21 protein-coding genes and 1 pseudogene are annotated in these 23779 nt (G+C 63.9%); all 22 read right to left on the bottom strand.

The annotated features are described in order from the left end of the window. The 22 genes and pseudogenes from fliI to uvrB all read right to left on the bottom strand — a co-directional run bounded on the left by fliI (position 1) and on the right by uvrB (position 23687). A complete protein-coding gene (gene fliI / locus PVZ72_RS06325) occupies positions 1-1347 on the bottom strand; it encodes a flagellar protein export ATPase FliI (protein ID WP_017642072.1) in 1347 nt (448 codons plus the stop codon). Next, a complete protein-coding gene (gene fliH, locus PVZ72_RS06320; RefSeq protein ID WP_273861469.1) occupies positions 1337-2116 on the bottom strand; it encodes a flagellar assembly protein FliH in 780 nt (259 codons plus the stop codon). The genes fliI and fliH overlap by 11 nt, the downstream gene beginning before the upstream one ends. A gap of 67 nt (positions 2117-2183) precedes the next feature. Next, positions 2184-3194 (bottom strand): flagellar motor switch protein FliG, encoded by a 1011-nt coding sequence (gene fliG, locus PVZ72_RS06315; protein WP_133862399.1) that lies wholly within the window; start codon positions 3192-3194, stop codon positions 2184-2186. Beyond that, positions 3181-4989: a flagellar basal-body MS-ring/collar protein FliF gene (fliF, locus tag PVZ72_RS06310; RefSeq protein WP_187979888.1), complete on the bottom strand. Its 1809-nt coding sequence runs from the start codon at positions 4987-4989 to the stop codon at positions 3181-3183. The genes fliG and fliF overlap by 14 nt, the downstream gene beginning before the upstream one ends. Positions 4990-5003: 14 nt before the next feature. Then, entirely contained in the window at positions 5004-5345 is a 342-nt protein-coding gene (fliE, locus tag PVZ72_RS06305) for a flagellar hook-basal body complex protein FliE (RefSeq protein WP_132832054.1), read from the bottom strand. Between the two features lie 144 nt (positions 5346-5489). After that, entirely contained in the window at positions 5490-5792 is a 303-nt protein-coding gene (locus PVZ72_RS06300) for a ComEA family DNA-binding protein (protein ID WP_133862401.1), read from the bottom strand. A gap of 59 nt (positions 5793-5851) precedes the next feature. Continuing rightward, positions 5852-6766 (bottom strand): dTDP-4-dehydrorhamnose reductase, encoded by a 915-nt coding sequence (gene rfbD / locus PVZ72_RS06295; RefSeq protein WP_187979889.1) that lies wholly within the window; start codon positions 6764-6766, stop codon positions 5852-5854. Then, the gene (rfbC, locus tag PVZ72_RS06290) at positions 6763-7299 is read right to left on the bottom strand and encodes a dTDP-4-dehydrorhamnose 3,5-epimerase (RefSeq protein WP_133862403.1); all 537 of its coding nucleotides are present in this window, start codon (positions 7297-7299) and stop codon (positions 6763-6765) included. The genes rfbD and rfbC overlap by 4 nt, the downstream gene beginning before the upstream one ends. Further along, positions 7299-8180, bottom strand: coding sequence for a glucose-1-phosphate thymidylyltransferase RfbA (rfbA, locus tag PVZ72_RS06285; protein WP_133862404.1), 882 nt, complete (start codon positions 8178-8180; stop codon positions 7299-7301). The genes rfbC and rfbA overlap by 1 nt, the downstream gene beginning before the upstream one ends. 72 nt (positions 8181-8252) lie before the next feature. After that, positions 8253-9317: a dTDP-glucose 4,6-dehydratase gene (rfbB, locus tag PVZ72_RS06280; protein WP_273861468.1), complete on the bottom strand. Its 1065-nt coding sequence runs from the start codon at positions 9315-9317 to the stop codon at positions 8253-8255. A gap of 221 nt (positions 9318-9538) precedes the next feature. Further along, the gene (locus PVZ72_RS06275) at positions 9539-11521 is read right to left on the bottom strand and encodes a polysaccharide biosynthesis protein (RefSeq protein WP_187979891.1); all 1983 of its coding nucleotides are present in this window, start codon (positions 11519-11521) and stop codon (positions 9539-9541) included. A 10-nt stretch (positions 11522-11531) separates the two neighbouring features. Next, complete coding sequence (locus tag PVZ72_RS06270) at positions 11532-12578, bottom strand: MraY family glycosyltransferase (RefSeq protein ID WP_443218236.1); 1047 nt, start codon at positions 12576-12578, stop codon at positions 11532-11534. Next, the gene (locus PVZ72_RS06265; protein ID WP_273861466.1) at positions 12578-13552 is read right to left on the bottom strand and encodes an NAD-dependent epimerase/dehydratase family protein; all 975 of its coding nucleotides are present in this window, start codon (positions 13550-13552) and stop codon (positions 12578-12580) included. The genes PVZ72_RS06270 and PVZ72_RS06265 overlap by 1 nt, the downstream gene beginning before the upstream one ends. Positions 13553-13691: 139 nt before the next feature. Further along, positions 13692-13913 (bottom strand): hypothetical protein, encoded by a 222-nt coding sequence (locus tag PVZ72_RS06260; RefSeq protein WP_273861465.1) that lies wholly within the window; start codon positions 13911-13913, stop codon positions 13692-13694. Positions 13914-14158: 245 nt separating this feature from the next. Further along, positions 14159-14446: an integration host factor subunit beta gene (ihfB, locus tag PVZ72_RS06255; RefSeq protein ID WP_133862410.1), complete on the bottom strand. Its 288-nt coding sequence runs from the start codon at positions 14444-14446 to the stop codon at positions 14159-14161. A 188-nt stretch (positions 14447-14634) separates the two neighbouring features. Beyond that, on the bottom strand, positions 14635-16314 hold the full coding sequence (rpsA, locus tag PVZ72_RS06250; RefSeq protein ID WP_007160397.1) for a 30S ribosomal protein S1: 1680 nt from the start codon (positions 16312-16314) through the stop codon (positions 14635-14637). A gap of 140 nt (positions 16315-16454) precedes the next feature. Further along, positions 16455-17141, bottom strand: a complete 687-nt coding sequence (gene cmk / locus PVZ72_RS06245; protein ID WP_007160398.1) for a (d)CMP kinase — start codon at positions 17139-17141, stop codon at positions 16455-16457. Between the two features lie 20 nt (positions 17142-17161). After that, positions 17162-18085, bottom strand: a pseudogene (locus PVZ72_RS06240) (prephenate dehydrogenase/arogenate dehydrogenase family protein); the annotation flags it as partial. Then, on the bottom strand, positions 18078-19190 hold the full coding sequence (gene hisC / locus PVZ72_RS06235) for a histidinol-phosphate transaminase (protein ID WP_273861464.1): 1113 nt from the start codon (positions 19188-19190) through the stop codon (positions 18078-18080). The gene hisC and the pseudogene PVZ72_RS06240, both read right to left, overlap by 8 nt. Positions 19191-19303: 113 nt before the next feature. Further along, positions 19304-19915, bottom strand: a complete 612-nt coding sequence (locus PVZ72_RS06230) for a YitT family protein (RefSeq protein WP_273861463.1) — start codon at positions 19913-19915, stop codon at positions 19304-19306. A gap of 59 nt (positions 19916-19974) precedes the next feature. After that, positions 19975-21456 carry a glutamate--tRNA ligase gene (gltX, locus tag PVZ72_RS06225; protein ID WP_273861462.1) on the bottom strand — a complete coding sequence of 494 codons (1482 nt, stop codon included), beginning with the start codon at positions 21454-21456 and terminating at the stop codon, positions 19975-19977. 221 nt (positions 21457-21677) lie between these two features. After that, complete coding sequence (gene uvrB / locus PVZ72_RS06220) at positions 21678-23687, bottom strand: excinuclease ABC subunit UvrB (protein ID WP_187979897.1); 2010 nt, start codon at positions 23685-23687, stop codon at positions 21678-21680. Between the last annotated feature and the right edge of the window lie 92 nt (positions 23688-23779).

The following is a 23779-nucleotide window of genomic DNA, read 5'->3' as shown; positions in this document are numbered from 1 at the left end:
TCAGCCTCCCAATACGGCTTGGAGATTGGCGGAACTCTGCTCCAGCGATTCGCTTTCGCGCAGGCCCTGGCGCAGGAACTGCTGCATGGGCGCATAGCGGGCGATCGCCAGATCGGTTTCGGCATTCCCGCCGGGCACATAGGCACCGACGCTGAGCAGGTCCTTGGCCTGCTGATAGAGCGACCAGAGCTGCTTGACGCGCTGGGCGTTGCGCAGATGCTCCGGGCTGACCACCTGGGGCATGACCCGGCTGATGGACGCCTCGATGTCGATCGCCGGATAGTGCCCTTCCTCGGCCAGCCGCCGCGACAGCACGAAGTGACCATCCAGCACGCCACGCGCCGAGTCGGCGATGGGATCCTGCTGGTCGTCGCCTTCCGAGAGCACAGTATAAAACGCCGTGATCGAACCCCCACCTTTTTCTGCGTTGCCGGCCCGTTCCACCAGGCGCGGCAGCTTGGCGAACACCGACGGCGGGTAGCCCTTGGTCGCCGGCGGCTCGCCGATGGCCAGGGCGATCTCCCGCTGCGCCTGGGCATAGCGGGTCAGGGAATCCATCAGCAGGAGCACGTTCTTGCCCTTGTCGCGAAAGTATTCGGCGATGCGGGTGCAGTACATGGCCGCGCGCAGGCGCAGCAGGGGCGCATCGTCCGCCGGCGAGGCCACGACCACCGCCCGCTTGATCCCCTCCTCGCCCAAGATGTGCTCGATGAATTCCTTCACCTCGCGGCCCCGCTCGCCGATCAGCCCGACCACGATGATCTCGGCCTTGGTCAGCCGGGTCATCATGCCGAGCAGCACGCTCTTGCCCACGCCGGTACCGGCGAACAGGCCGAGACGCTGGCCGCGACCTACCGTCAACAAACCGTTGATGCTGCGGATGCCAACGTCCAGGGGCTCGCTGATGGGTTCGCGCTTGAGCGGGTTGATGGTGGGGCCGTCCATCGGCACCCAGTCTTCGGCGCGCATGCGGCCCTTGCCGTCCAGGGCATTGCCCAGGCCATCCAGGACGCGCCCCAACATCGACATGCCCATCGGCAGGCGACCGGTATCCGGCACCGGCACCACCCGGGCGCCGGGCGCGATGCCGGCCAGGCTACCCACCGGCATGAGAAAGGTCTTGTTGCCGTTGAAGCCCATCACCTCGGCCTCGACCTCCACCGGCTGATAGCCACCGCCATTGATCAGCCGGCAGCGACTGCCGACGGCGGCGCGCAGGCCTTCGGCCTCCAGGGTCAGACCGACCATGCGCAGCAGACGGCCTTCGATCACCGGCTGCTGCTCCACCCGGATGGCTTCATCGTAGCCGCTGAGGCGGCGTTCGAAACTCAGACGCTCAAGACGCATGGGAGGCATCCTCGATGTCGATGTGCAGATCGGCTTCCTGGGGCTGGGTCGCCTGGTGGCGCTGCTGTTCGGCCAGCTGGGTCAGCGCCTGGGTCAGACGGGTCTCGATGCTGGCGTCGATGACGCTGCTCTCGGTCTCGATCCGGCAACCGCCAGGCATCAGGGTCTCGTCCTCGAGGATGCGCCATTTTTCTTCGTGGCGGTCACGCAAGGCCTTCATCAGCTCGAAGTCCTGGGGGCTGACCTGGATGCGGATGTTCTCGGCACCCATGGGCAGCAGCTTCAGCGCCGTGCGCACCACCTGAACCAACTGACTGGAGTCTAGCGTGAGTTCGCGCTGGATGACTTCGCGGGTGATATGCCGGACCAGCTGCACCATGCCGGCCTCCAGGGCCTGGTCCTGCTCGCCGATGGGATCGAGCAGATGGCTCATCAGAGTTTCCAGGCTGGCGAGGCGAGCGATCAGCGCCGCCTCGGCTTCCTGGCGCGCCTTGAGCTGGCCGGCGTGGTAGCCGTCGCGCTCGCCGGTGCCGAAGCCCTCGTTGTAAGCCTCCTGGCGGATCGCCTCCAGCTCTTCGAGAGTGATCGGCTGGACCTCTTCGACCGGGACCTCTTCGATCTGGGGCTCCGGCTGGGGCTCGGGCTCGGCTGCCGCGGGCACAGGGATTTCTGCAGGCGCATCGAAGCTGTCGAAGGCTGGCAGTCGCCAGACGTCGAAGGCTTCCAGATCCCGCGCCCTGATCAGTTCGCTCGCCGCTTCTTTGCTCATTACCTGTCCGTCAGAAAACCGCTACTGACCAGACCTTAGCAAAGCACAGGCCAATCCCGGCAAGCCGTCAGACCATTTCCTCGCCACCCTTGCCGCCGAGGACGATCTCGCCGGCGTCGGCCATGCGGCGGGCCACGGCGAGCACCTCTTTCTGCGCCCCCTCCACCTCGGACAGTCGCACCGGCCCCTTGGCTTCCAAGTCGTCGCGCAGCAGCTCGGCCGCGCGCTTGGACATATTGCGGAAGAATTTCTCCTTGATGCCATCGTCGGCGCCCTTGAGCGCCAGCACCAGCACATCCGAGGACACCTCGCGCAGGAGCGCCTGGATGCCGCGATCGTCGACATCGGACAGGTTGTCGAAGACGAACATCAGGTCCTCGATCTGCCCCGACAGATCCTGATCCGCGTCGCGGATCGCGTCCATCAGCGGGCCTTCGACCGAACTGTCCAGGTAGTTCATGATGTCGGCGGCACGTTTGACGCCGCCCAGGGCGGTACGGGTGGTGCTGGCGCTGCCGGAGAACTGCTTCTCGAGGATCAGGTTCAGCTCCTTGAGCGCCGCCGGCTGCACGGTGTTCAGCGAGGAGACGCGCAGGACGATGTCCAGGCGCACCTTGTGATCGAAGTGGCCAAGGACTTCGGCCGCCTGGTCGGGATCCAGGTAGGCCACCACGATGGCCTGGATCTGCGGGTGCTCGTAGCGAATCACATCCGCCACCGCCCGCGGCTCCATCCACTTCAGGCTGTCCAGACCGCTGGTGTTGCCACCCAGCAGGATGCGGTCGATCAGGCCGCTGGCCTTGTCCTCGCCCAGGGCCTGGGTGAGCATCTTGCGGATGTAGCCGTCGGCGCCCACGCCCAGACTGGTCTGGTCGCCCACCACCTCGATGAAGTCGCCCAGCACCCGCTCGACCTGTTCGCGGTTGACGTTGCGCATCTGGGCCATGGCGGTACCGACCTTCTGCACCTCCTTGGGCCCCATGTGGCGCAGGATCTGCGCGGCGTCGGCTTCGCCCAGCGACAGGAGGAAGATCGCGGCCTTCTCTACCTTGGAAAGTTGCGCTTCATTCGTCGCCATTGATCCAATCCTTCACTACCTGGGCGACACGGCCCGGATCATCGTTGACCAGCTGCTTGATGGCGGTCAGTTGAGCGTCATAGCCCTCGCTCGGGCTCGGCAGCAACAGCGGCGCCGGACCGGCCAGGCTCACCTTGTCGTCGGCCAGATCGTCCGACAGGCCATCCAGACCACCGGCACCCAGGGCACCGGCACCACCGGCAGCGGCCAGGGCAGCGGCGTCCTTGGTGTTGCCACCGGACAGATTCTTCAGCACCGGACGCAGCACCCCAAAGACTAGCACCAGGATGAAGAGGACGCCGAGGGCCTGCTTGACCACGCCCCAGAACCAGGGCTGCTGGTAGAAGGGAATGCTCTCGATCTCTTCCTGCTGCACCGGGGCGAAGGGCGCGTTGATCACGCTCACGCTGTCGCCACGGCTGGCGTCGAAGCCCACGGCATCCTGCACCAGACGGGTGAAGCGAGCCAGGTCTTCGGGGGTCCAGGGCTGGTGGCTGACCTTGCCGGCCGCATCGACCTTGACCTGATCGTCCAGCACCACCGCGACGGAAAGTCGACGCAGACGGCCCTGCTGCTGACGGGTGTAGCTGATGCTGCGGTCCAGCTCGTAGTTACGGGTGTTCTGCTCACGCTTGTCGGTCGGGTACGGCAGGGTTGCCGGCAGGCTGGTCTTGCTGTCGTAGATGTACTGGTCGTTGGCGTCCCGCAGCGGCTGGCCGGGAGCGATGTAGTTGGCGCCGCCACCCTGGGCACCGGCCTTCTCCGGGGTCGAAGACGGACCGGGCGGCTGGTTGGACAGGGCACCGGGCACGCCCTGGGCGCCGCCGCCGGACGTCTGGCGCTGCTCGCTGTTCTGCTGCTCGCTGCGCAGTGCCGGTTGATCGGGATTGAATTGCTCGGCAGTCGATTCCACGGCGTTGAAATCCACATCCGCGGCCACTTCGGCCTTGAAACGACCGTTGCCCACCACCGGCTGCATGATGTTCTGCACACGCTGGGTCAGGGAGCTTTCCATCTTGTGGGTGTAGTCCAGTTGCTTGCCGGCGATCGACAGCTCGGACATGTTCTGCTGGTCGGACAGCAGCTGCCCCTTCTGGTCGACGATGGTGACCTGGGACTTGTCCAGTTCCGGCACGCTGGTGGCGACCAGATTGATGATGGCCATGACCTGACCGGCATCCAGGGTACGGCCGGGATACATCTCGACCAGTACCGAGGCGCTCGGCTTGCGCTCGTCACGGACGAACACCGAACTCTTCGGGATCGCCAGGTGCACCCGGGCGCCCTTGATGCCGTTGAGGCTGGAGATGGTCCGGGCCAGTTCGCCTTCCAGGCTGCGCCGATAGTTGGCCGCCTCCATGAACTGGCTGGTGCCCAGCGGCTGCTCCTTGTCCAGCAGCTCGAAGCCAACATTGCCATCGGAGGGGGTGATGCCGGCTGCGGCCATCTTCATGCGCGCCCGGCCGAGGTCGTCGGACTTGACCAGCAGGGCGCCGGAATTCGGATCGACCTTGTAGCCGATGTCGGCCGCGCCCAGGGCCTGCAGCACCTGATTGGCGTCGAGACCATTCATGCTGGTGTACAGCGGCCGATAGTCCGGCTGCTGGGTCCAGAGCACCACGGCAAAGCCCAGGGCGACGCTGGCGGCCAGGCCGATCAGCAGCCCCATCTGCCGCAGCAGCGGCATGTCGGACAGGTTGTCGAGAAAGCTGAGCCCCAGCAGCGACTTCTTGGGCTTGTCTTCAGCCTCGGGCTTGGTCGTCGGGACGGGTGCGTTGGTGAGAGCTTCAGCCATTTTCTAGACCGTCCTCAAATCGACATTTGCATGATGTCTTGGTACGCCTGAACAAACTTGTTGCGCACCTGGGTCAAGGCCTGCACGGAGACGCTGGCCTTCTGCGAAGCGATCATGACTTGAGTGAGGTCGACGCCGCCCTGCCCCAGCTCGAAGGCCTTGGCCATCTCGCCAGCGGTCTGCTGGGTCTCGTTGACGGAGCCCACGGCCTTGCTGAGCATGTCGGCGAAGCTCGGACCCTGGACCTGTTCCGCGCCGGCAGCCGGAGCTACCACGGCTTTCGACCGGGCCATGGCTTCGGTCTGCATGGAGCGCATTTCCAGCATCAACCGATTGAACTCGACACCTTGAACCATTTGCTCTGCTCCTCTGGCACGGGAAATTGACGCCGTACCCACTCGTGTCAGAGATAGAGCAATGCCTGTGCCAGATCCTAAAAATCCAGCCAAAACAATGGTTTGGAAAAAAGGTGCAAAGAGACGGTTAAAGTTTGCCGAAAATCAGTCGACGCTGAGCAGTTCGCGGTTGCGCTGCAGCAGGGCCTTGCCGATGCCCTTCACCTCGAGCAGCTCGTCCACCGAGGCAAAGGCGCCATGGGCTTGGCGATGGTCGACGATCGCCTGTGCCTTGACGGCCCCTATTCCCCGCAGCCGTTGCAGCGCGGTGACGTCGGCGACATTGATGTTCAGGGGTGCCAGGCTGGCATTCGCGGCAGGTTTGGGTGCAGCACCCGTGCCAGGCTCACAGGCATTGGCCCAGGGACCGAACAGGGCCAGCAACGTCACTATCCAGACGAATCTCATAGAGGAACCTCCCTGTTCCGCTGTTTGATCCGGAGAGCTTAACGCAAAGGGTCAGACGGTCAACTCACCAGAGACCCTGCCTGGGCACGCTCGGTCTGGAGCGCCAGCAGGGTCTGGCGAACGCCCTGGCGCCAGTCGCTCGGCGGGATGCCGAAGTGCTGCTCCAGCGCGCTGGAATCCAGCATGGAATAGGCCGGGCGCTTGGCCAGGGTGGGAAATTCGGACGTGGCGATGCCGGTGATGAGCGGCGCCCGTTCCAGCATGCCCAGCTCCTCGCCGGCATCGATGATGTAGCGCGCGAAGTCGCACCAGCTCAGGCCGCTGTCGCCGCCGAAGTGATAGAGGCCATAGGCCGTCTGCTCAGGCCGGGCTTCGGCCTGGACGGCGATCTGCAACAGCGCATCGGCGATGTGGCCGGCGTAGGTCGGGCAACCCACCTGGTCGCTCACCACCCGCAGTTCGTCACGATCGGCAGCGAGCCGCAGCATGGTCTTGAGGAAGTTGTTGCAATGTTCGCTGAACACCCAGGCGGTTCTCAGCACCACCGAGCGCGGGCAGGCGGAGAGCACGCGGTTCTCCCCTTCCAGCTTGGTCATGCCGTAGACCCCGGACGGACTGACCGGATCCTCGACCTGATAGGGTTCGGTGGCGGTACCGTCGAACACATAGTCGGTGGACAGGTGCAGCAGGGCGATGCCGGCGGCGCCGCAGGCCTGGGCAAGCACCGCAGGACCTTCGATATTGCCGCGGGCGGCGATCTCGGGTTCCTGCTCGGCCTTGTCGACCGCCGTATAGGCGGCCGCATTGATCACGACGTCCGGAGCGAACCGCTCGAGATGGCTGGTTACCGAGCCTTCGTCAGCGATATCCAGAGTGGCACGTCCATGGGCCTCCCATGCCAGTTCTGAACGCTGAAGACGATCGGTCAGACAGCGTCCGACCTGACCGTTAGCTCCGGTAACCAGTATCTTCATCTATACAGCTCCGCCAATCGAAGGCCTTGTGCATCTTTGGCGGACAGGATGGGATCCGTTACCCGCCAATCGATATTCAGATCCGGATCATTCCAGATCAAAGACCCTTCATCAGAGGGATCGTAATAATCTGTGCACTTGTATTCAAAATCAGCGGTTTCCGACAGCACCACGAAGCCGTGGGCCAGGCCCGGCGGTATCCAGAGCTGGCGCTTGTTGTCTTCCGAGAGGATCTCGGCGACCACGTTGCCGAAGGTGGGCGAACCGCGACGGATGTCGACGGCCACGTCCAGCACCTCGCCGCGCACCACGCGCACCAGCTTGCCTTGCGGCTTGCTGCGCTGGAAATGCAGGCCACGCAGCACGTTCCGGGCGGAGCGCGAATGGTTGTCCTGCACGAACGGCAGTGTGATCCCCGCCTGCTGGGCATAGCGCTCCGCCTGGAAGGACTCCAGGAAGAAGCCGCGGTCGTCACCGAAGACCTTGGGTTCGATCAGCTTGACGTCCGGGATCGCGGTGTCGAAGACCTGCATCAGTCCTGCTCCTTGCACAGCCGCGCCAGGTACTGGCCGTAACCGGTCTTGCTCAGGGCTTCGGCCTGCATGGCCATCTGCTCGCAGGTGATCCAGCCCTTCTGGAAGGCGATCTCTTCGAGGCAGGCGACCTTCAGACCCTGGCGCTTCTCGATGGTCTGGACGAAGTGGCCGGCTTCCAGCAGGGCGTCGTGGGTACCGGTGTCCAGCCAGGCGAAACCGCGGCCCAGCAGGGAAACGTTCAGCGAGCCACGGCGCAGGTACTCGTTGTTGACGTCGGTGATTTCCAGCTCGCCCCGGGGCGACGGCTTGATGTTGGCGGCGATGTCCAGCACGTCGTTGTCGTAGAAATACAGACCGGTGACGGCATAGTTGGACTTCGGCTTCTTGGGCTTTTCTTCGATGCTCAGGGCCTTGCCCTGCTCGTCGAACTCGACCACACCGAAACGCTCGGGGTCGGCGACGTAGTAGCCGAAGACGGTGGCGCCCTTGTCCACGCTGGCAGCCTTGAGCAGCGTCTCGCTGAAGTGCTGACCGTAGAAGATGTTGTCGCCGAGGACCAGGCAGACGTTGTCATCGCCGACGAATTCGCGACCGATGATGAAGGCCTGGGCCAGGCCGTCCGGGCTCGGCTGCTCGGCGTAGCTCAGCTGCATGCCGAAGTGGCTGCCGTCGCCGAGCATGCGCTGGAAGCCGGGCAGGTCGGCCGGCGTCGAGATGATCAGGACTTCCTGGATACCGGCCAGCATCAGCACGGACAGCGGATAGTAGATCATGGGCTTGTCGTAGATCGGCAGCGACTGCTTGGACACGCCCAGGGTAATGGGGTGCAAACGGGTACCGGAGCCACCGGCCAGCAGAATTCCCTTGTATTTGCTCATGGCAATCGTCCTCTGAAAATTGACTGTTGCTGTCGGTCGAACACGCCCGCGGGCGTGTCCGCGATAGGATCGTTAAACGGCTTCGCCGAGACGCTCGAGGCGGTAGGCGCCGGACAGTACCCGCTGCCACCACTCACGATTGTTCAGGTACCAGGTTACGGTCTTGCGCATGCCGGTCTCGAAGGTCTCTGCCGGCGTCCAGCCCAGCTCGCGGCCGATCTTGCTGGCGTCGATCGCGTATCTCATGTCGTGACCCGGACGATCCTTGACGAAGGTGATCAGGTCGCGATAGCGCTCGACACCCTCGGGCTTCTGCGGAGCCAGTTCTTCGAGCAGGTCACAGATGGTCTCGACGACCTGCAGGTTGCGCTTCTCGTTGTGGCCACCGATGTTGTAGGTCTCGCCGACCTCGCCCTGGGTCACCACGGTATAGAGGGCGCGGGCATGATCTTCGACGAACAGCCAGTCACGCACCTGGGAGCCGTCGCCATAGATCGGCAGCGGCTTGCCATGGATGGCATTGAGAATGACGTGGGGGATCAGCTTCTCGGGGAAGTGATAGGGGCCATAGTTGTTCGAGCAGTTGGTCACCAGTACCGGCAGCCCGTAGGTCCGACCCCAGGCACGTACCAGATGGTCGCTGCCGGCCTTGCTAGCCGAATAGGGCGAGCTCGGGGAATAGGGCGTGGTCTCGGTGAAGAGGTCGTCGGTACCGTGCAGGTCGCCGTAGACCTCGTCGGTGGAGATGTGGTGGAAACGGAAGGCTACCTTGGCCTCCGGCGCCAGGTCGTTCCAGTACGCACGGGTCACCTCGAGGATGACGCCGGTGCCGACCACGTTGGTCTGGATGAAGGCGGCAGGGCCCTCGATGGAGCGGTCCACGTGGGACTCGGCAGCCAGGTGCATGACCACGTCGGGCTGGAAGGACGCGAAGACCTGCTGCAGGGCGGCGAAGTCGCAGATGTCCACCTGGTGGAATTCATAGCGGTCGGAGTCGGCGACTTCGGCCAGGGAATCCACGTTACCGGCGTACGTCAGCTTGTCGACGTTGGCAACCTTGCATTGGGTCTCGTTGATAAGAAAACGTACCACGGCGGAACCAATGAAACCCGCGCCACCTGTTACCAGTACCTTCATCCTGAATCCTGCCTATATCGATTTGTACATCATCGCGCCCGGCGCTGCGGACGAGACATCGGAGGACGGCGCAGCCATCCCTGGCTTGGGTCACAGCCACGGCTATGTACCCAAAGACCTGAGTTAAACAGTGGCAGGAAAAGAAAGTTCAGCCTAGCGCTGGGCGGCTGCCGCTTCTGTGCTCGGCTTCAAATCCAGGCTGAAAGAAAGCGTGGACGGGATCACTCGATGGATCTCTTGCCGTGCAGCCAGTCGACGATGTCGCCCTCTGGCGAATAGCCGGCGACGGTGTCGCGCAACAGTTGCCGGACGCGGAGATAATCACCCGCATCGATCGCGCGACTCAGCTCGACGAGGGCTGCCCGGAAGGCATCCCAGGCCAGGAAGTCTTCGCTGGCACGCATGATCTTCGGATGGGAAGTCGGACTCACGTCGTCACCGATGAGCAACTCTTCATAGAGTTTTTCACCGGGTCGCAGCCCGGTGAACTCGATGGCGACATCGCCATGGGGATTGGCCGGCGAGCGGACGCTCAGGCCCGATAGCTTGATCATCTGCTCGGCCAGTTCGACGATGCGTACCGGCTCGCCCATGTCGAGCACGAAGACGTCTCCGCCTTCGCCCATGGCGCCCGCCTGGATGACCAGTTGGGCGGCCTCGGTGATGGTCATGAAGAAACGCGTGATCTTGGGATGGGTGACGGTGACCGGCCCACCCTTGCGGATCTGGGTCCTGAACAACGGGATGACCGAACCGGACGAGCCCAGCACGTTGCCGAATCTCACCATGGTGAAGCGGGTGCGATTGACCTGATGGATACCATCCGTTTGCCCATGCAGCACGGGCGCCGCCTCGCGACTCAGGGCCTGCAGGATCATCTCGGCCAGGCGCTTGGTACTGCCCATGATGTTGGTGGGCCGTACCGCCTTGTCGGTGGAGATCAGCACGAAACTGGTCACGCCAGCCTGGATGGCCGCCTGGGCGGCATTGAGGGTGCCCAAAACGTTGTTGCCGAAACCCTCGGCAATGTTGTGCTCGACCATGGGCACGTGCTTGTAGGCTGCCGCATGGTAGAGGGTGGCCACCTTCCAGTGCCGCATCACCTGCAGGAGCAGCGGCGCGTTGCGAATGGAGCCCAGCACCGGCACCAGGGTGACCGGCAGGGCTTCGCGCTGGATATAGGTCTCCAGCTCACGGTGGATGCTGTAGAGGTTGAATTCGGCGTGGTCGAGCAGGATCAGGGTGCGCGGTTTCTGGCCAATGATCTGCCGGCACAGCTCGGCGCCGATGGACCCCCCCGCCCCGGTCACCATCACCACCTGGGCGGTGATGCAACGGGCGAACAGCTCGGGCCGGGGCGTCACCGGATCCCGTCCTAGCAGATCCGCGATATCGACCTCCTGGAGGTCGTCCACCTGTACCTTGCCGCAGGCCAGGTCGCTGATCCGCGGCACGGTTCTGACGTGCAGCGGATAGGGTTCCAGCAGACCGAGAACCTCACGCCGCCGTGCGCGAGTAGCGGACGGGATCGCCAGAAGGATCTCCTCGGCGCCCGTTTCATCGATCATCTGCTGGATGTGTTTGGGGGTGTAGACCTTGAGACCGGCAATGATGCGATTGGCGATGCTCTTGTCATCGTCGATGAAGGCCACCGGACGCATGGCCCGGCCCATGCGCAGCGCCGCGACCAGCTGATTGCCCGCCGAGCCGGCGCCGTAGATGGCGACCCGTGGCAGTTCGTCCGGCTGTTTGATGAAGGGCACGGTAATGGCGCGATACCAGTCGCCCAGGAAATACTGGCGCAGCGCGAGACGCAGGCCGCCGATCAGGATCAGGCTGACGATCCAGTAGTTGAAGATCATCGAACGCGGAACGATCTCCGGCAGGTCGCGATACCAGTAGATGACTACCGACAGCAGCAGCGTCGACAGCGTCACCGCCTTGGCGATGGCGATCAGGGCGTCGTTGCCCAGGTAGCGCATGACCGCGCGATACATCCCGAAGCGGATGAACAGGGGAATGGCGATGGCCGGCGCAGTGATGAACAGCCAGGCGTGCCCGCTGAAGGGCTCGATCATCTGCACGGAACCCAGGCGCAGATAGAAGGCCAACCATAGCGAGAGCCAGATCAGCAACAGGTCGACCGCGACCTGGATGACTCTCTTGGTACGCCGGTTCAGCTTGACCAGATGGTCACGCAACATGTCAGTGTCCCTAATCCCTGAATCCGGTGGACTGCGCAGCCATGGCTACCTCATCGGTCCCAGCATGGTATCGAAGGGCCAGGCAAAGCAAAGGCCCATAGGCAAGCAAGAGCCCCAGTATGGCACTTAAAAGCCCCAGCCCCACCAGCAAAGCGATAGGCAGCAACCAGAACAGGTTGATGGCGAGTACCGTCAGGGTCACCGGGCGATGGGCGCCATGCTGACGGGAGGCCCACTGATAGGCGTGGGTGCGATGAGCCTCGTAGGGCTTCTTGCCCCGGCTCAGCCGCCGCAACAGGGTCCAGGTCGCATCGACCACGAAGACGCCGAGCAGGATCAGCCAGGCCCAGAACAGCGACAGCTCCACCAGTGCCGCCTGCAACGACAGCATGCCGAGAATCAGACCGAGAAAGCCACTGCCGACATCACCCATGAAGATGCGCGCTGGCGGAAAATTCCAGCATAGGAAGCCACCCACGGCCGCCGCCAGGAGCAGGGGTGCGCCCAGCAAGGCGCCATGCTCGGTCACGGCATAGATCAGCGCCATGCCCAGACAGACGACGAGAGCCTCGACGCCGGCGATCCCATCGATGCCATCCATGAAATTGTAGAGATTCAGCAGCCAGACCAGATAGAGGACGCCAAGGGTCATCACCAGCCAGCCGGGCAGCACCAGAACAGCGGACAGCTGCGCAGGAAGCGCGCCATAGCCGCCCAGCCACAGCAGGGCAGCGACCGCCGCCAGGAAGTGACCCAGCAGACGCCAGCCGGCGCCCACGTGCCGATGATCGTCGACGAAGCCGAGCACTGCCACCAGCAGCCCCGCTCCTATCAGGACGCCGCAGGAAGCCGGATCAAGCTGCCCCAGCAGCTCCAGCACCACACAGCCGAGCACGAACACCACGACGATCGCCAGGCCGCCGCCTCGAGGCGTCGCCACCTGGTGCGAACTGCGCGCGTTGGGTTCGTCGAGCAGGCCTCCGGACAGGGCATAGCGGCGCAGCGCCGCCGTGCCGAGCCAGCTGCAGCCGCCAGCCAGGAGCAACAGGAGCAGCATCATTTCCGACCCTCCGCACCGGCCCGTTGCGCGCCCAGCGCACGCAAGGCGGCCCGCGCCGACAGCGGGGGCTGCCAGCCCAGCAAGGTCTTGGTGGGCTGGATGTCGACCTGCAGCGACCCACAGAGACGTTGCGCCACCTCACCCCGCCCCAGCAATCTGGCGCCCCATTCGAGCCAGGCGGACGGAACGGCGATCAGCCGGGGTTTCTGACCCAGGCCTTCGGCCAGCGATTCGAGCAGCTCGGCGGTGGAAAGATCTTCATCGTCGCTGACCAGCAGGATGGCCCCGGCCGCCTTGGGCGCCGCGATGCACAGGATCAACAGATCGAGCAGATTCTCCAGCGCGAGCAGACTGCGCCTGTTGTGCCGAACGCCCCCCAGGGGCAGCGGTACGCCCCGCGCCAGGGTGTCCAGCAGACGGGCCACATTGGCCTTTACCCCAGGCCCGTAGATCAGTGGTGGACGCACGATGACCACTTCCAACCCGGTCTCGGCCATCAGCGCCAGCAGCTGCTGTTCGGCAGCGGCCTTGGAACGCGCGTAGGCATCGGTGGGTGCGGGAGGATCGTCAGCGCGAAAGGGCTTGCCGGGAAGGGTCCAGTCACCATTGACCTTGATGCTGCTGACAAAGATGAAGCGACGGACGCCGGCAGCCTGGGCATCCCGGGCCAGCTTGAGGGTTGCCGCCCGATTCACCTCATCGTAGCGAGCCTCGCTGACCACGCCTGGCTGCTCGCCCAGCTGATGGACCCGGGCGGCGAGATGGATGACGGCATCCACCCCTGCCAGGGGCGCGGACCAGTCGGTATCGGCGGACAACTCACGGATCACCGGAATCACCTCGCCCGCGATCGAGGCAGCTGCCGGCTGGCGCTGCGCGGCGACCACCGGATACCCCTTGGCCTGTAGCTGCCGAACCAGGGCTGCGCCGACGAAGCCCCCCGCCCCAGTCACCAGAATCTTGCGTTCCATCAATGCGTTGCGCCGTGCCAGTCAGCCAGGAAAGGGCGCTTATGGTAAGACATTGCCCCGCGAGGGCCTAGCCACGCAGAACGCAGGCATAAAAAAGCCCGCCGAACCTGAGCTCGGCGGGCCGAAAAACTTGAGAACCTTAGAAGGTCTTGGCGGAAGCCTGGACTTCGACGGCCTGGAAGCGAGCGCTCGGCTGGCCAACGTAGTGGCGCGAGAAGCTCTCGACGCGCTGAACGGGCTGCAGGAACAGGGCAACCATCCAGCTACCGGCCAGAGCGACTACAGCGAGGAAGGGATGACCGAGGTGCATGCTGGTGAAGCAGGCGGCGATACCGATCCAGATGAAAAGATAGTGGCGCATGACAACTTCCTCACTCGGCGTGGACTACGAGGTCACCCAAGACCTTATGTGAAGGAAGTCTCATACAAAAATCGGAACCCGTCTACAAAAATATCAAAACGGCTTGACTTTTTTTGTAAACGTCAAAATACCGATACCAGCCTTATGAATAACGCTTTTTTGACGGCTCCGAGCTAGCCAAAAAAACAAGGAAAATCAAACTCTTGTCGGGCAGACAGAGAAAAGACCGGCAGTGGGCGACGGCTTTATGGCTCCAGCTCGTTGACCCTGTCCCGCAGCTCCTTACCTGGCTTGAAGTGCGGAACGAACTTGCCGTCCAGCAGCACCGACTCGCCGGTCTTGGGATTGCGCCCCGTACGGGGTTCGCGATAGTGCAGCGAAAAGCTGCCGAAGCCGCGGATCTCGATACGGTCTCCAGTGGAAAGTGCCTGGGCCATCTGCTCCAGCATGGTCTTGATCGCCAGTTCGACATCCCTGGACGACAACTGCCCCTGATAGGAAACGATGCGCTCGATCAACTCCGACTTGGTCATGGATTTTTTCCTTCGTTATCAAGCGGCTAGATCACCTCCAAGGACTTTTAGCACGCCGACGGATTTTTGAAAAGTCAAGCGGACGACTTTGGTCCCGGCAACTTTTTACGGGTCATGACCACCCTGCCCACTTTTCTCCAGCCAAAAAAAAGCGACCCCGAAGGGTCGCCTTTTATTCAAGCTCGAACTTAGTTCTGGCTTTCCATCTGCGCCTTGATCAGGTCGCCGATGGTGGTGGGGCCAGCAGCAGGCTCTTGCTTGCTACGCAGGGAGCTCATGGCCTCCTTCTCGTCGTCGACGTCCTTGGACTTGACGGAGAGGCTGATCACGCGGCTCTTGCGATCGATGCTGATGATCTTGGCTTCGACTTCGTCGCCTTCCTTCAGCACGTTACGGGCGTCTTCGACGCGGTCACGGCTGATTTCGGACGCCTTCAGGACGCCTTCGATCTCGTTGGCCAGGGTGATGACAGCGCCCTTGGCATCGACTTCCTTGACGGTACCGCGCACGATAGTGCCTTTCTCGTTCAGGGAGGCGTAGTTGGAGAACGGATCGTCTTCCAGCTGCTTGATACCCAGGGAGATGCGCTCGCGCTCCGGGTCAACGGACAGGATCACGGTGTCCAGCTCGTCACCCTTCTTGAAGCGACGCACGGCTTCTTCGCCGGTTTCGTTCCAGGAAATGTCGGACAGGTGTACCAGGCCGTCGATGCCGCCTTCCAGACCAATGAAGATACCGAAATCGGTGATCGACTTGATGGTGCCGGAGATGCGGTCGCCCTTGTTGAACTGACCCGAGAACTCTTCCCACGGGTTGGCGCGGCACTGCTTGATGCCCAGGGAGATACGACGACGCTCTTCGTCGATATCCAGGACCATGACTTCCACTTCGTCGCCGACCTGAACGACCTTGGACGGGTGGATGTTCTTGTTGGTCCAGTCCATTTCGGACACGTGCACCAGGCCTTCCACGCCCTCTTCCAGCTCGGCGAAGCAGCCGTAGTCGGTGAGGTTGGTGACGCGAGCCTGAACGCGGGTGCCTTCCGGGTAACGGGCCTTGATGGCGACCCACGGATCTTCGCCCAACTGCTTCAGACCCAGGGAGACGCGGTTGCGCTCGCGGTCGAACTTCAGCACCTTGACGTCGATCTCGTCGCCGACGTTGACGATTTCCGACGGATGCTTGATGCGCTTCCAGGCCATGTCGGTGATGTGCAGCAGGCCGTCTACGCCGCCCAGGTCGACGAACGCACCGTAGTCGGTGAGGTTCTTGACGATACCCTTGACTTGCTGGCCTTCCTGCAGGGATTCCAGCAGAGCTTCACGCTCGGCGCTGTTCTCGGCTTCCAGGACGCTACGACGGGAAACGACAACGTTGTTGCGCTTCTGGTCCAGCTTGATGACCTTGAACTCGAGTTCCTTGCCTTCCAGATGGGTGGTGTCACGCACCGGACGGACATCGACCAGGGAGCCCGGCAGGAACGCGCGGATGCCGCTGACGTCGACGGTGAAACCGCCCTTGACCTTGCCGTTGATGACACCCTTGACCACTTCGTCGGCGCTGAACGCGGCTTCCAGGACCAGCCAGGACTCGGCGCGCTTGGCCTTTTCGCGAGACACTTTGGTTTCGCCGAAACCGTCTTCGACGGCATCCAGGGCTACGTGGACTTCGTCACCCACGTTGATGGTCAGCTCGCCTTGTTCGTTGTAGAACTGCTCGAGCGGAACCAGGCCTTCGGATTTCAGGCCGGTATCGACCACAACCCAGTCGCCATCGATCGACACCACGGTGCCGACGATGATGGCGCCCGGCTGCATGTCGAGGGATTTCAGACTTTCTTCAAAGAGTTCTGCGAAGCTTTCGCTCATGTTCATACCTGTTGTATGGATACCCGATGTATCCGGCTACCGCATGACCAGCCCATGCGGGGTGAGTGGTTACCATCCGGCTGCCGGGATGCGACTGGTTCCCGGCAGCTTTCACCGACGACTCGGATGAGTCTCGGCCTTCATCCCGCCAGGTCGCGTTCGGCGGCCAGGGTCAGGATGCGTTCCAATACCTGTTGTATGGAGAGATGCGTGGAATCCAGCTCGACGGCATCGTCGGCCGGCTTGAGCGGAGCAACGCTACGCTGACTATCGCGGGCGTCCCGCTCACGGATCTCTTCCAGGAGGGCAGGCAAGCTAACATTTTCGCCCTTCTGCTTCAACTGAAGATAACGCCTCTGTGCCCGTTCCTCGGCACCGGCGGTCAGAAAGATCTTCAGCTCGGCGTCCGGGAACACCACGGTGCCCATGTCGCGACCGTCGGCGACCAGACCGGGCGCCTCGCGGAAGGCCTGCTGGCGCTGCAACAGGGCATCGCGCACGGCTGGCAGGGTGGCGACCTGGGAGGCACCGGCGCCGACTTCCTCGGTCCGGATGACGTCGGTGACGTCCTCGCCTTCGAGAATGATGCGCTGGCCGTGCTCATGCCCGGCGAGGAACTGGACGTCCAGATGGGCCGCCAGCAGCTTGAGCGACTCCTCGTTGGTGTAGTCAACGCCATGGTTGCGGGCGGCGAAGGCCAGCAGGCGGTAGAGCGCGCCGGAATCCAGCAGATTCCAGCCCAGCTGACGGGCGACCAGCGCCGCAAGGGTACCCTTCCCCGAACCGCCGGGACCATCGAGGGTGATGACGGGTGCGGTACTGCTCATGAGTGCCCCTCCGTAAGAGAATGATGGGCGGCGACCTGGGCGCCGGCCTGGGTACGACTGGCGAGGATGCGCCCGAAATATTCGCGCGCGCCGCGCGCATGGGTCAGCACCTCCATGAGGAACTGACCATCGCCGGCCTGGATGGCGCCACGCAGTTCGTCGAGATCGGCGCGATAGGTGTCCAGGGCCTGCAGCACGGCTTCGCGATTGGCGATGAAGATGTCGTGCCACATGGTCGGATCGCTGCCGGCGATGCGGGTGAAGTCGCGGAAGCCGCCGGCGGCATAGTGGAAGATCTCGCGGTTCTCGCTGCGCTTGGCCAGGGAGTCCACCAGATTGAAGGCCAGCAGATGCGGCAAATGGCTGGTGGCGGCGAGGACCTGGTCGTGGTGCTCGACGGTCATGTGCTCGACATCGGCCCCTATGGCGCGCCAGAGTCGATCGACCTTGTCCAGATCGGCCGGCAGGGTCTCTTCCAGCGGTGTGAGGATGACCTTGTGACGATTGAACAGCGCCGCGTTGGCCGCCGTCACGCCGCTGCGTTCGGAGCCGGCGATAGGATGACCGGGCACGAAGCGCAGGGACTGGCCGGCGAAGGCCTGACGCGCGGCGCGCACCACGTTGCCCTTGGCGCTGCCGACGTCGGTGAGGATGGCGCCCTGCAGCGGCAGGGCCGCAAGCTCGGCCAGCACCCGCTCCATGGCGAGAATCGGCACGGCGAGCTGGATGACGTCGGCACCCGGGCAGGCCTCGGCCAACTCGGCGACGCAGCGGTCGACGACGCCCAGCTCGACCGCCAGCCGGCGGGTCTCCGGATCGCGATCGATCCCGACCACCTCACGGCAGAGGCCACTGGCGCGGGCGCCCTTGGCGAAGGAGCCGCCGATCAGGCCCAGGCCGACAACGACGAGACGTTCGATCAGGGGGGTGGCCACTTCAGCCACGACCCAGGACCTTACTCAGCGCCGCCAGGAAACGGGCATTTTCCGCTTCGGTGCCGATGGAGACGCGCAGGAAGGTGGGCATGCCATAGCCGGCGACGGGCCGCACGATGACGCCCTCCTGCAGCAGCCCCTGATTGATCGGCGCGGCGTCGCGCCCCAGGTCCACGGCGATGAAATTGCCACGGGAAGGAATCCACGTGAGGTCCAGTTCGCGGAAACCGGCTTCCAGCTGGGCCATGCCGGCATCGTTGAGCGCGCGGCTGCGGGCCAGGTAGTCGCTGTCGGCCAGGGCCGCACAGGCCGCAGCCTGGGCCAGGCTGTTGACATTGAACGGCTGGCGCACCCGGTTGAGGACATCGGCTACGGTCGGCGAGGAGAAGGCATAGCCAACGCGCAGGGCAGCCAGGCCATAGGCCTTGGAAAAGGTCCGCGAGACGATGAGGTTGGGGTACTGAGCCAGGAACGCCAGACCGTCCGGCAACTCGTCGCCTTCGGCGTATTCGATGTAGGCCTCGTCCAGCACCACCAGGACATGCTCGGGGACGCGGGCGAGGAAGAGCGCCAGCGCCTCGCTGTCGAACCAGGTACCCGTGGGGTTGTTGGGGTTGGCGACAAAGACCACCCGGGTGTCGGCATCAATGGCGGCGAGCATGGCCTCGAGGTCATGCCCATAGTCCTTGGCCGGGACGCTGCGGCCTTCGGCGCCGATCGCCAGGGTCACCAGCGGATAGACGGCGAAGGCATGCTCGCTGAACACGGCGTTGTAACCGGGCGCCAGGTAGGCCCGAGCGACCAGTTCGAGGATGTCGTTGGAGCCGTTGCCCAGGGTGATGCCGCTGGCGGCCACGCCGAACCTCTGGCTCAGAGCCTGCTTGAGGTCGAAGCCGCCGCCATCGGGATAGCGGGTCAGCTCGGCCAGTTCGGCGCGGATGGCCTCGAGCGCCTTGGCACTGGGGCCGAGCGGGTTCTCGTTGCTGGCGAGCTTGACGATGCTGGCGGGCGCCAGGCCCAGTTCGCGGGCCAGTTCATCGACGGGCTTGCCGGGCACGTAGGGCGAGAGTTTCTGTACGCCGGGAAGGGCTTGTGCCAGGAAATCGCAGCTCATGGAGACCTCTTCAACTTGCGATGACGACGGCTGGGCCGCCGAAAATGGGCGCCATCTTAAAGCCAAGGCGGGTCGCGGACCAATCGAAGTTGCGCCTGCGCGACGGAAAGCCACTAGCTGATGGCGCTGTAACGCCCCGGCCGATGGTTGATCGCCAGGGTCAGATTGAGGATCACGGCGCCCAGGATGGAGACGAGGATGGCGCTGGGCTCGACGACCCACAGCGCCAGCAGGACGATCAGGCAGTCGATGCCCATCTGCACCTTGCCCGCCCGCCAGCCATAGCGCTGCTGCAGATAGAGCACGGCGATATTGATGCCGCCGAGGCTGGCCTGGTGACGGAAGAGAATCAGCAGCCCCACGCCCATTAGGACGCCGCCCATCACGGCGGCATAGAGGGGTTGCAGGGCACTGAAGGCCACGAAATGCGGGGTCAGCTCGGTGAGCAGCGATACCAGGGTCACGGCCGCCAGGGTCCGCAGGGTAAAGGCCCAGCCCATGCGCCGCACGGCCAGCCAGTAGAACGGCAGGTTGATGAGAAAGAACGCCTGCCCGAAGGAGAGGCGCGTGCCGTACTGGGCGAGAAAGGCCAGCCCCGCGGTACCGCCGGTGAGCAGACCCGCGTGGCGATAGAGATTGACCGCCAGGGCGATCATCAGGGTCGCGCTGAGCAAGGCCAGCACGTCTTCGAGCAGATTGTGCCGCTGGGGAGTCACGGAGGTCATGGGGCCGTCCTGGCGCGAGGCGGAAGCCGACCCCGACGTCGGGGCCGGCCGGGAGGCGATCAGCCGAGTTCGGCCAACAGCTTCTCCCACTCCTTGGTTTCCTTCTTGGAGGGCGCACCCAGCAACTCGACCGCCTGGCGAAGGCGGAAGCGGGTGAGGTCCGGCCCGAGGATTTCCATGGCGTCCAGCACCGAGACCGAACTGGCCTGACCGGTGATGGCGGCGAACAGCAGCGGCATGACGTCGCGCAGCTTGAGCTGCTGGTGTTCGGCGACCGCCTGGATCACCGCGGTGATGCGCTCCTTGTCCCACTGGCGCAGGGCTTCGAGCTTCCACAGCAGCAGCTGCATGACCAGGCGGACCTGGTCGGCGGACAGCTTCTTGTGCTGGAACAGCGCCGGATCCAGATTCAGGGCGCCGCTGAAGAAGAAGCCAGCCAGCGGGGCGATCTGGCTGAAGGTCTCGACCCGCTGTTGCACCAGCGGGGCGATCTTGAGCAGGTACTCGGGATTGAGCGCCCACTGCTGCACCTCGGCGGCGAAGCGCTCGGGGCTCAGCTCGCGCAGCCACTGGCCGTTGAGCCAGGAGAGCTTCTCGACGTCGAAGATCGGACCGCCCAGGGAGACGCGCTGGAGGTCGAAATGCTCGACCATCTCGTCCAGGGTAAATTTCTCGCGCTCGTCGGGCATGGACCAGCCCATGCGGCCGAGGTAGTTGAGCATGGCCTCGGGCAGATAGCCCATGCGCTGATAGAAGGTCACCGAGGTGGGATTCTTGCGCTTGGAGAGCTTGCTCTTGTCGGGATTGCGCAGCAGCGGCATGTAGCAGAGCTGCGGCTGCTCCCAGCCGAAGTATTCGTAGAGCTTGATCAGCTTGGGCGCCGAGGGCAGCCACTCTTCACCGCGCAGGACGTGGGTGATACCCATCAGGTGGTCATCGACCACGTTGGCGAGGAAGTAGGTGGGCAGGCCGTCAGCCTTCATCAGCACCTGCATGTCCATCCGATCCCAGGGGATCTCGACCTCGCCACGCAGCAGGTCGGGGACGACGCAGACGCCCTCCTCCGGGACCTTCATGCGGATCACATAGGGCTGGCCGGCATCCAGGCGCTGCTGCACCTCTTCCGGGGTCAGCCGCAGGCCGCGACCGTCGTAGCGCGGGGTCTCGCCCCGTGCCTGCTGTTCGGCGCGCATCTGGTCGAGTTCTTCCGGGGTGGCGAAGCAGAGGAAGGCATGCCCTTTCTCCACCAGCTCCCGGGCGTACTTCCAGTAGATCTCGCCGCGCTCGCTCTGCCGATAGGGGCCATGGGGGCCGCCGACGTCGGGGCCTTCGTCCCATTCGATGCCCAGCCAGCGCAGGGCGTCGTAGATCTGCTGTTCGGATTCGCGGGTCGAGCGGACCTGGTCGGTATCCTCGATGCGCAGGATGAACTGACCGCCGTGCTGACGGGCGAAGCAGAGGTTGAACAGGGCGATATAGGCGGTACCGACATGCGGGTCGCCGGTGGGCGACGGCGCGATGCGCGTGCGAACGGTGGTCATCGGCTTTCTCGAAAAACGCGAAGGGACAAAGGCGGAATGGTAGCAGCGCCAGCCCTGGCGCTGCCAGTTGGCGGAAAGCCCGAGCCTGTTCATGTTCTCGCGAGCTAGAACCAAGCAAGGCGAAAATAGCTGAGGAAGCGGAGTTTACGAAGGGTAAATGAGCATTCCGAAGCTATTTTCAACGCAGCTTGGCCGACGCGCAGCAGAACAGGTACAGGCTCCTAGACTTGGACCAGGCGCTCGCGCAGTGCCTGGATCTCATCGCGCAGCTGGGCGGCGGATTCGAATTGCAGGTCGCGCGCCAGTTGCAGCATCTTCTCTTCGAGCTGACGGATGCGCTTGCCGATCTCGCTCGGCGAGCGCAGTTCGGCGGCGTATTCGCCCTGGTCCTCGGCGGCCTTGGCCACTCGGCGCTTGCCCTTGGCACCCGGGGCCGCGGCGCCTTCCATGATGTCGCGGATGTCCTTCTTGATGCCCTGGGGCACGATGCCGTGTTCTTCGTTGAAGGCCAGCTGCCTGTTGCGCCGCCGTTCGGTCTCGTCGATGGCGCGCTGCATGGAGCCGGTCATGTTGTCGGCATAGAGGATGGCCTTGCCGTTGAGGTTGCGCGCCGCCCGGCCGATGGTCTGGATCAGCGAACGCTCGGAACGCAGGAAGCCTTCCTTGTCGGCGTCGAGCACCGCCACCAGGGAGACTTCCGGCATGTCCAGGCCTTCGCGCAGCAGGTTGATGCCTACCAGGACGTCGAAGGTACCCAGGCGCAGGTCGCGGATGATCTCCACTCGTTCCACGGTGTCGATGTCCGAGTGCAGGTAGCGCACCCGTACGTCGTGGTCAGCCAGGTAGTCGGTGAGGTCCTCGGCCATGCGCTTGGTCAGGGTGGTGCACAGCACCCGCTCCTCCTGGGCCACCCGCAAGCGGATCTCGGAGAGCAGATCGTCCACCTGGGTGGTGGCCGGACGGATCTCAATGATGGGGTCGACCAGGCCGGTGGGGCGCACCACCTGCTCGACCACGCGGCCGGCGTGCTCTTCCTCATAGGGACCGGGGGTAGCCGAGACGAAGATGGTCTGGGGCGCACCGGCCTCCCACTCCTCGAATTTCAGGGGCCGGTTGTCCAGCGCCGAGGGCAGGCGGAAACCGTATTCCACCAAGGTTTCCTTGCGCGAGCGGTCGCCCTTGAACATGGCGCCAATCTGCGGAACGGTGACGTGGGATTCGTCGATCACCAGCAGGGCGTTGCTCGGCAAATAGTCATAGAGGGTGGGGGGCGGCTCGCCCGGACCCCGCCCGGACAGGTAGCGACTGTAGTTCTCGATACCGTTGCAATAGCCCAGTTCGAGGATCATTTCCAGGTCGAAGCGAGTGCGCTGCTCCAGCCGCTGGGCTTCGAGCAGGCGATTCTGGCTGCGCAGCCATTCCAGGCGTTCGGCGAGCTCCCGCTTGATGTTCTCGATGGCGCCCAGCAGGGTCTCGCGTGGCGTGGCGTAGTGGGTCTTGGGATAGAAGGTGAAGCGCGGCAGCTTGCGGATCACCTCGCCAGTCAACGGATCGAAGGCCGACAGGCTTTCCACCTCATCGTCGAACAGCTCGATGCGTACCGCTTCCAGGTCGGATTCCGCAGGGAAGATGTCGATGACGTCGCCGCGCACCCGGAAGGTCGCGCGGGCGAATTCCATGTCGTTGCGGCTGTACTGCAACTCGGCCAGGCGACGCAGGATGGTGCGCTGGTCGATGCGGTCGCCGCGATCCAGGTGCAGGACCATCTTCAGGTAGGCCTCGGGACTGCCCAGGCCGTAGATCGAGGACACCGAGGCGACGATGATGGCGTCCTTGCGCTCCAGCAGCGCCTTGGTGGCGGACAGACGCATCTGCTCGATATGGTCGTTGATGGACGAGTCCTTCTCGATGAAGGTGTCCGACGAGGGGACATAGGCTTCCGGCTGGTAGTAGTCGTAGTAGGAGACGAAGTACTCCACCGAGTTGTTCGGGAAGAAGGCCTTGAATTCACCATAGAGCTGGGCGGCCAGGGTCTTGTTCGGCGCCAGCACCATGGTCGGGCGCTGCACCTGAGCGATGACGTTGGCGATGCTGAAGGTCTTGCCCGAGCCGGTCACGCCGAGCAGGGTCTGGTGCGACAGGCCCGCCTCCAGGCCTTCCACCATCTGGCGAATGGCTTCGGGCTGGTCGCCGGCCGGGGTGTAGCGAGTGGAGAGCTGGAATGCGGACATGGCTGCCTCAAGAGCGCGGAAATGCACGGACACCACCGCGCCGACGCAAGGTCAGGGCGGTGTGGACGAGGAAAAAGCTGGAAGGCCCTAGA

The sequence above is a fragment of the Pseudomonas sp. LA5 genome (assembly GCF_028640825.1).
GTDB lineage: Bacteria > Pseudomonadota > Gammaproteobacteria > Pseudomonadales > Pseudomonadaceae > Chryseomonas > Chryseomonas aestiva.
The sequence above is the reverse complement of the archived record's forward strand: the minus strand, read 5'-3'. Positions and strand labels throughout refer to the sequence as shown.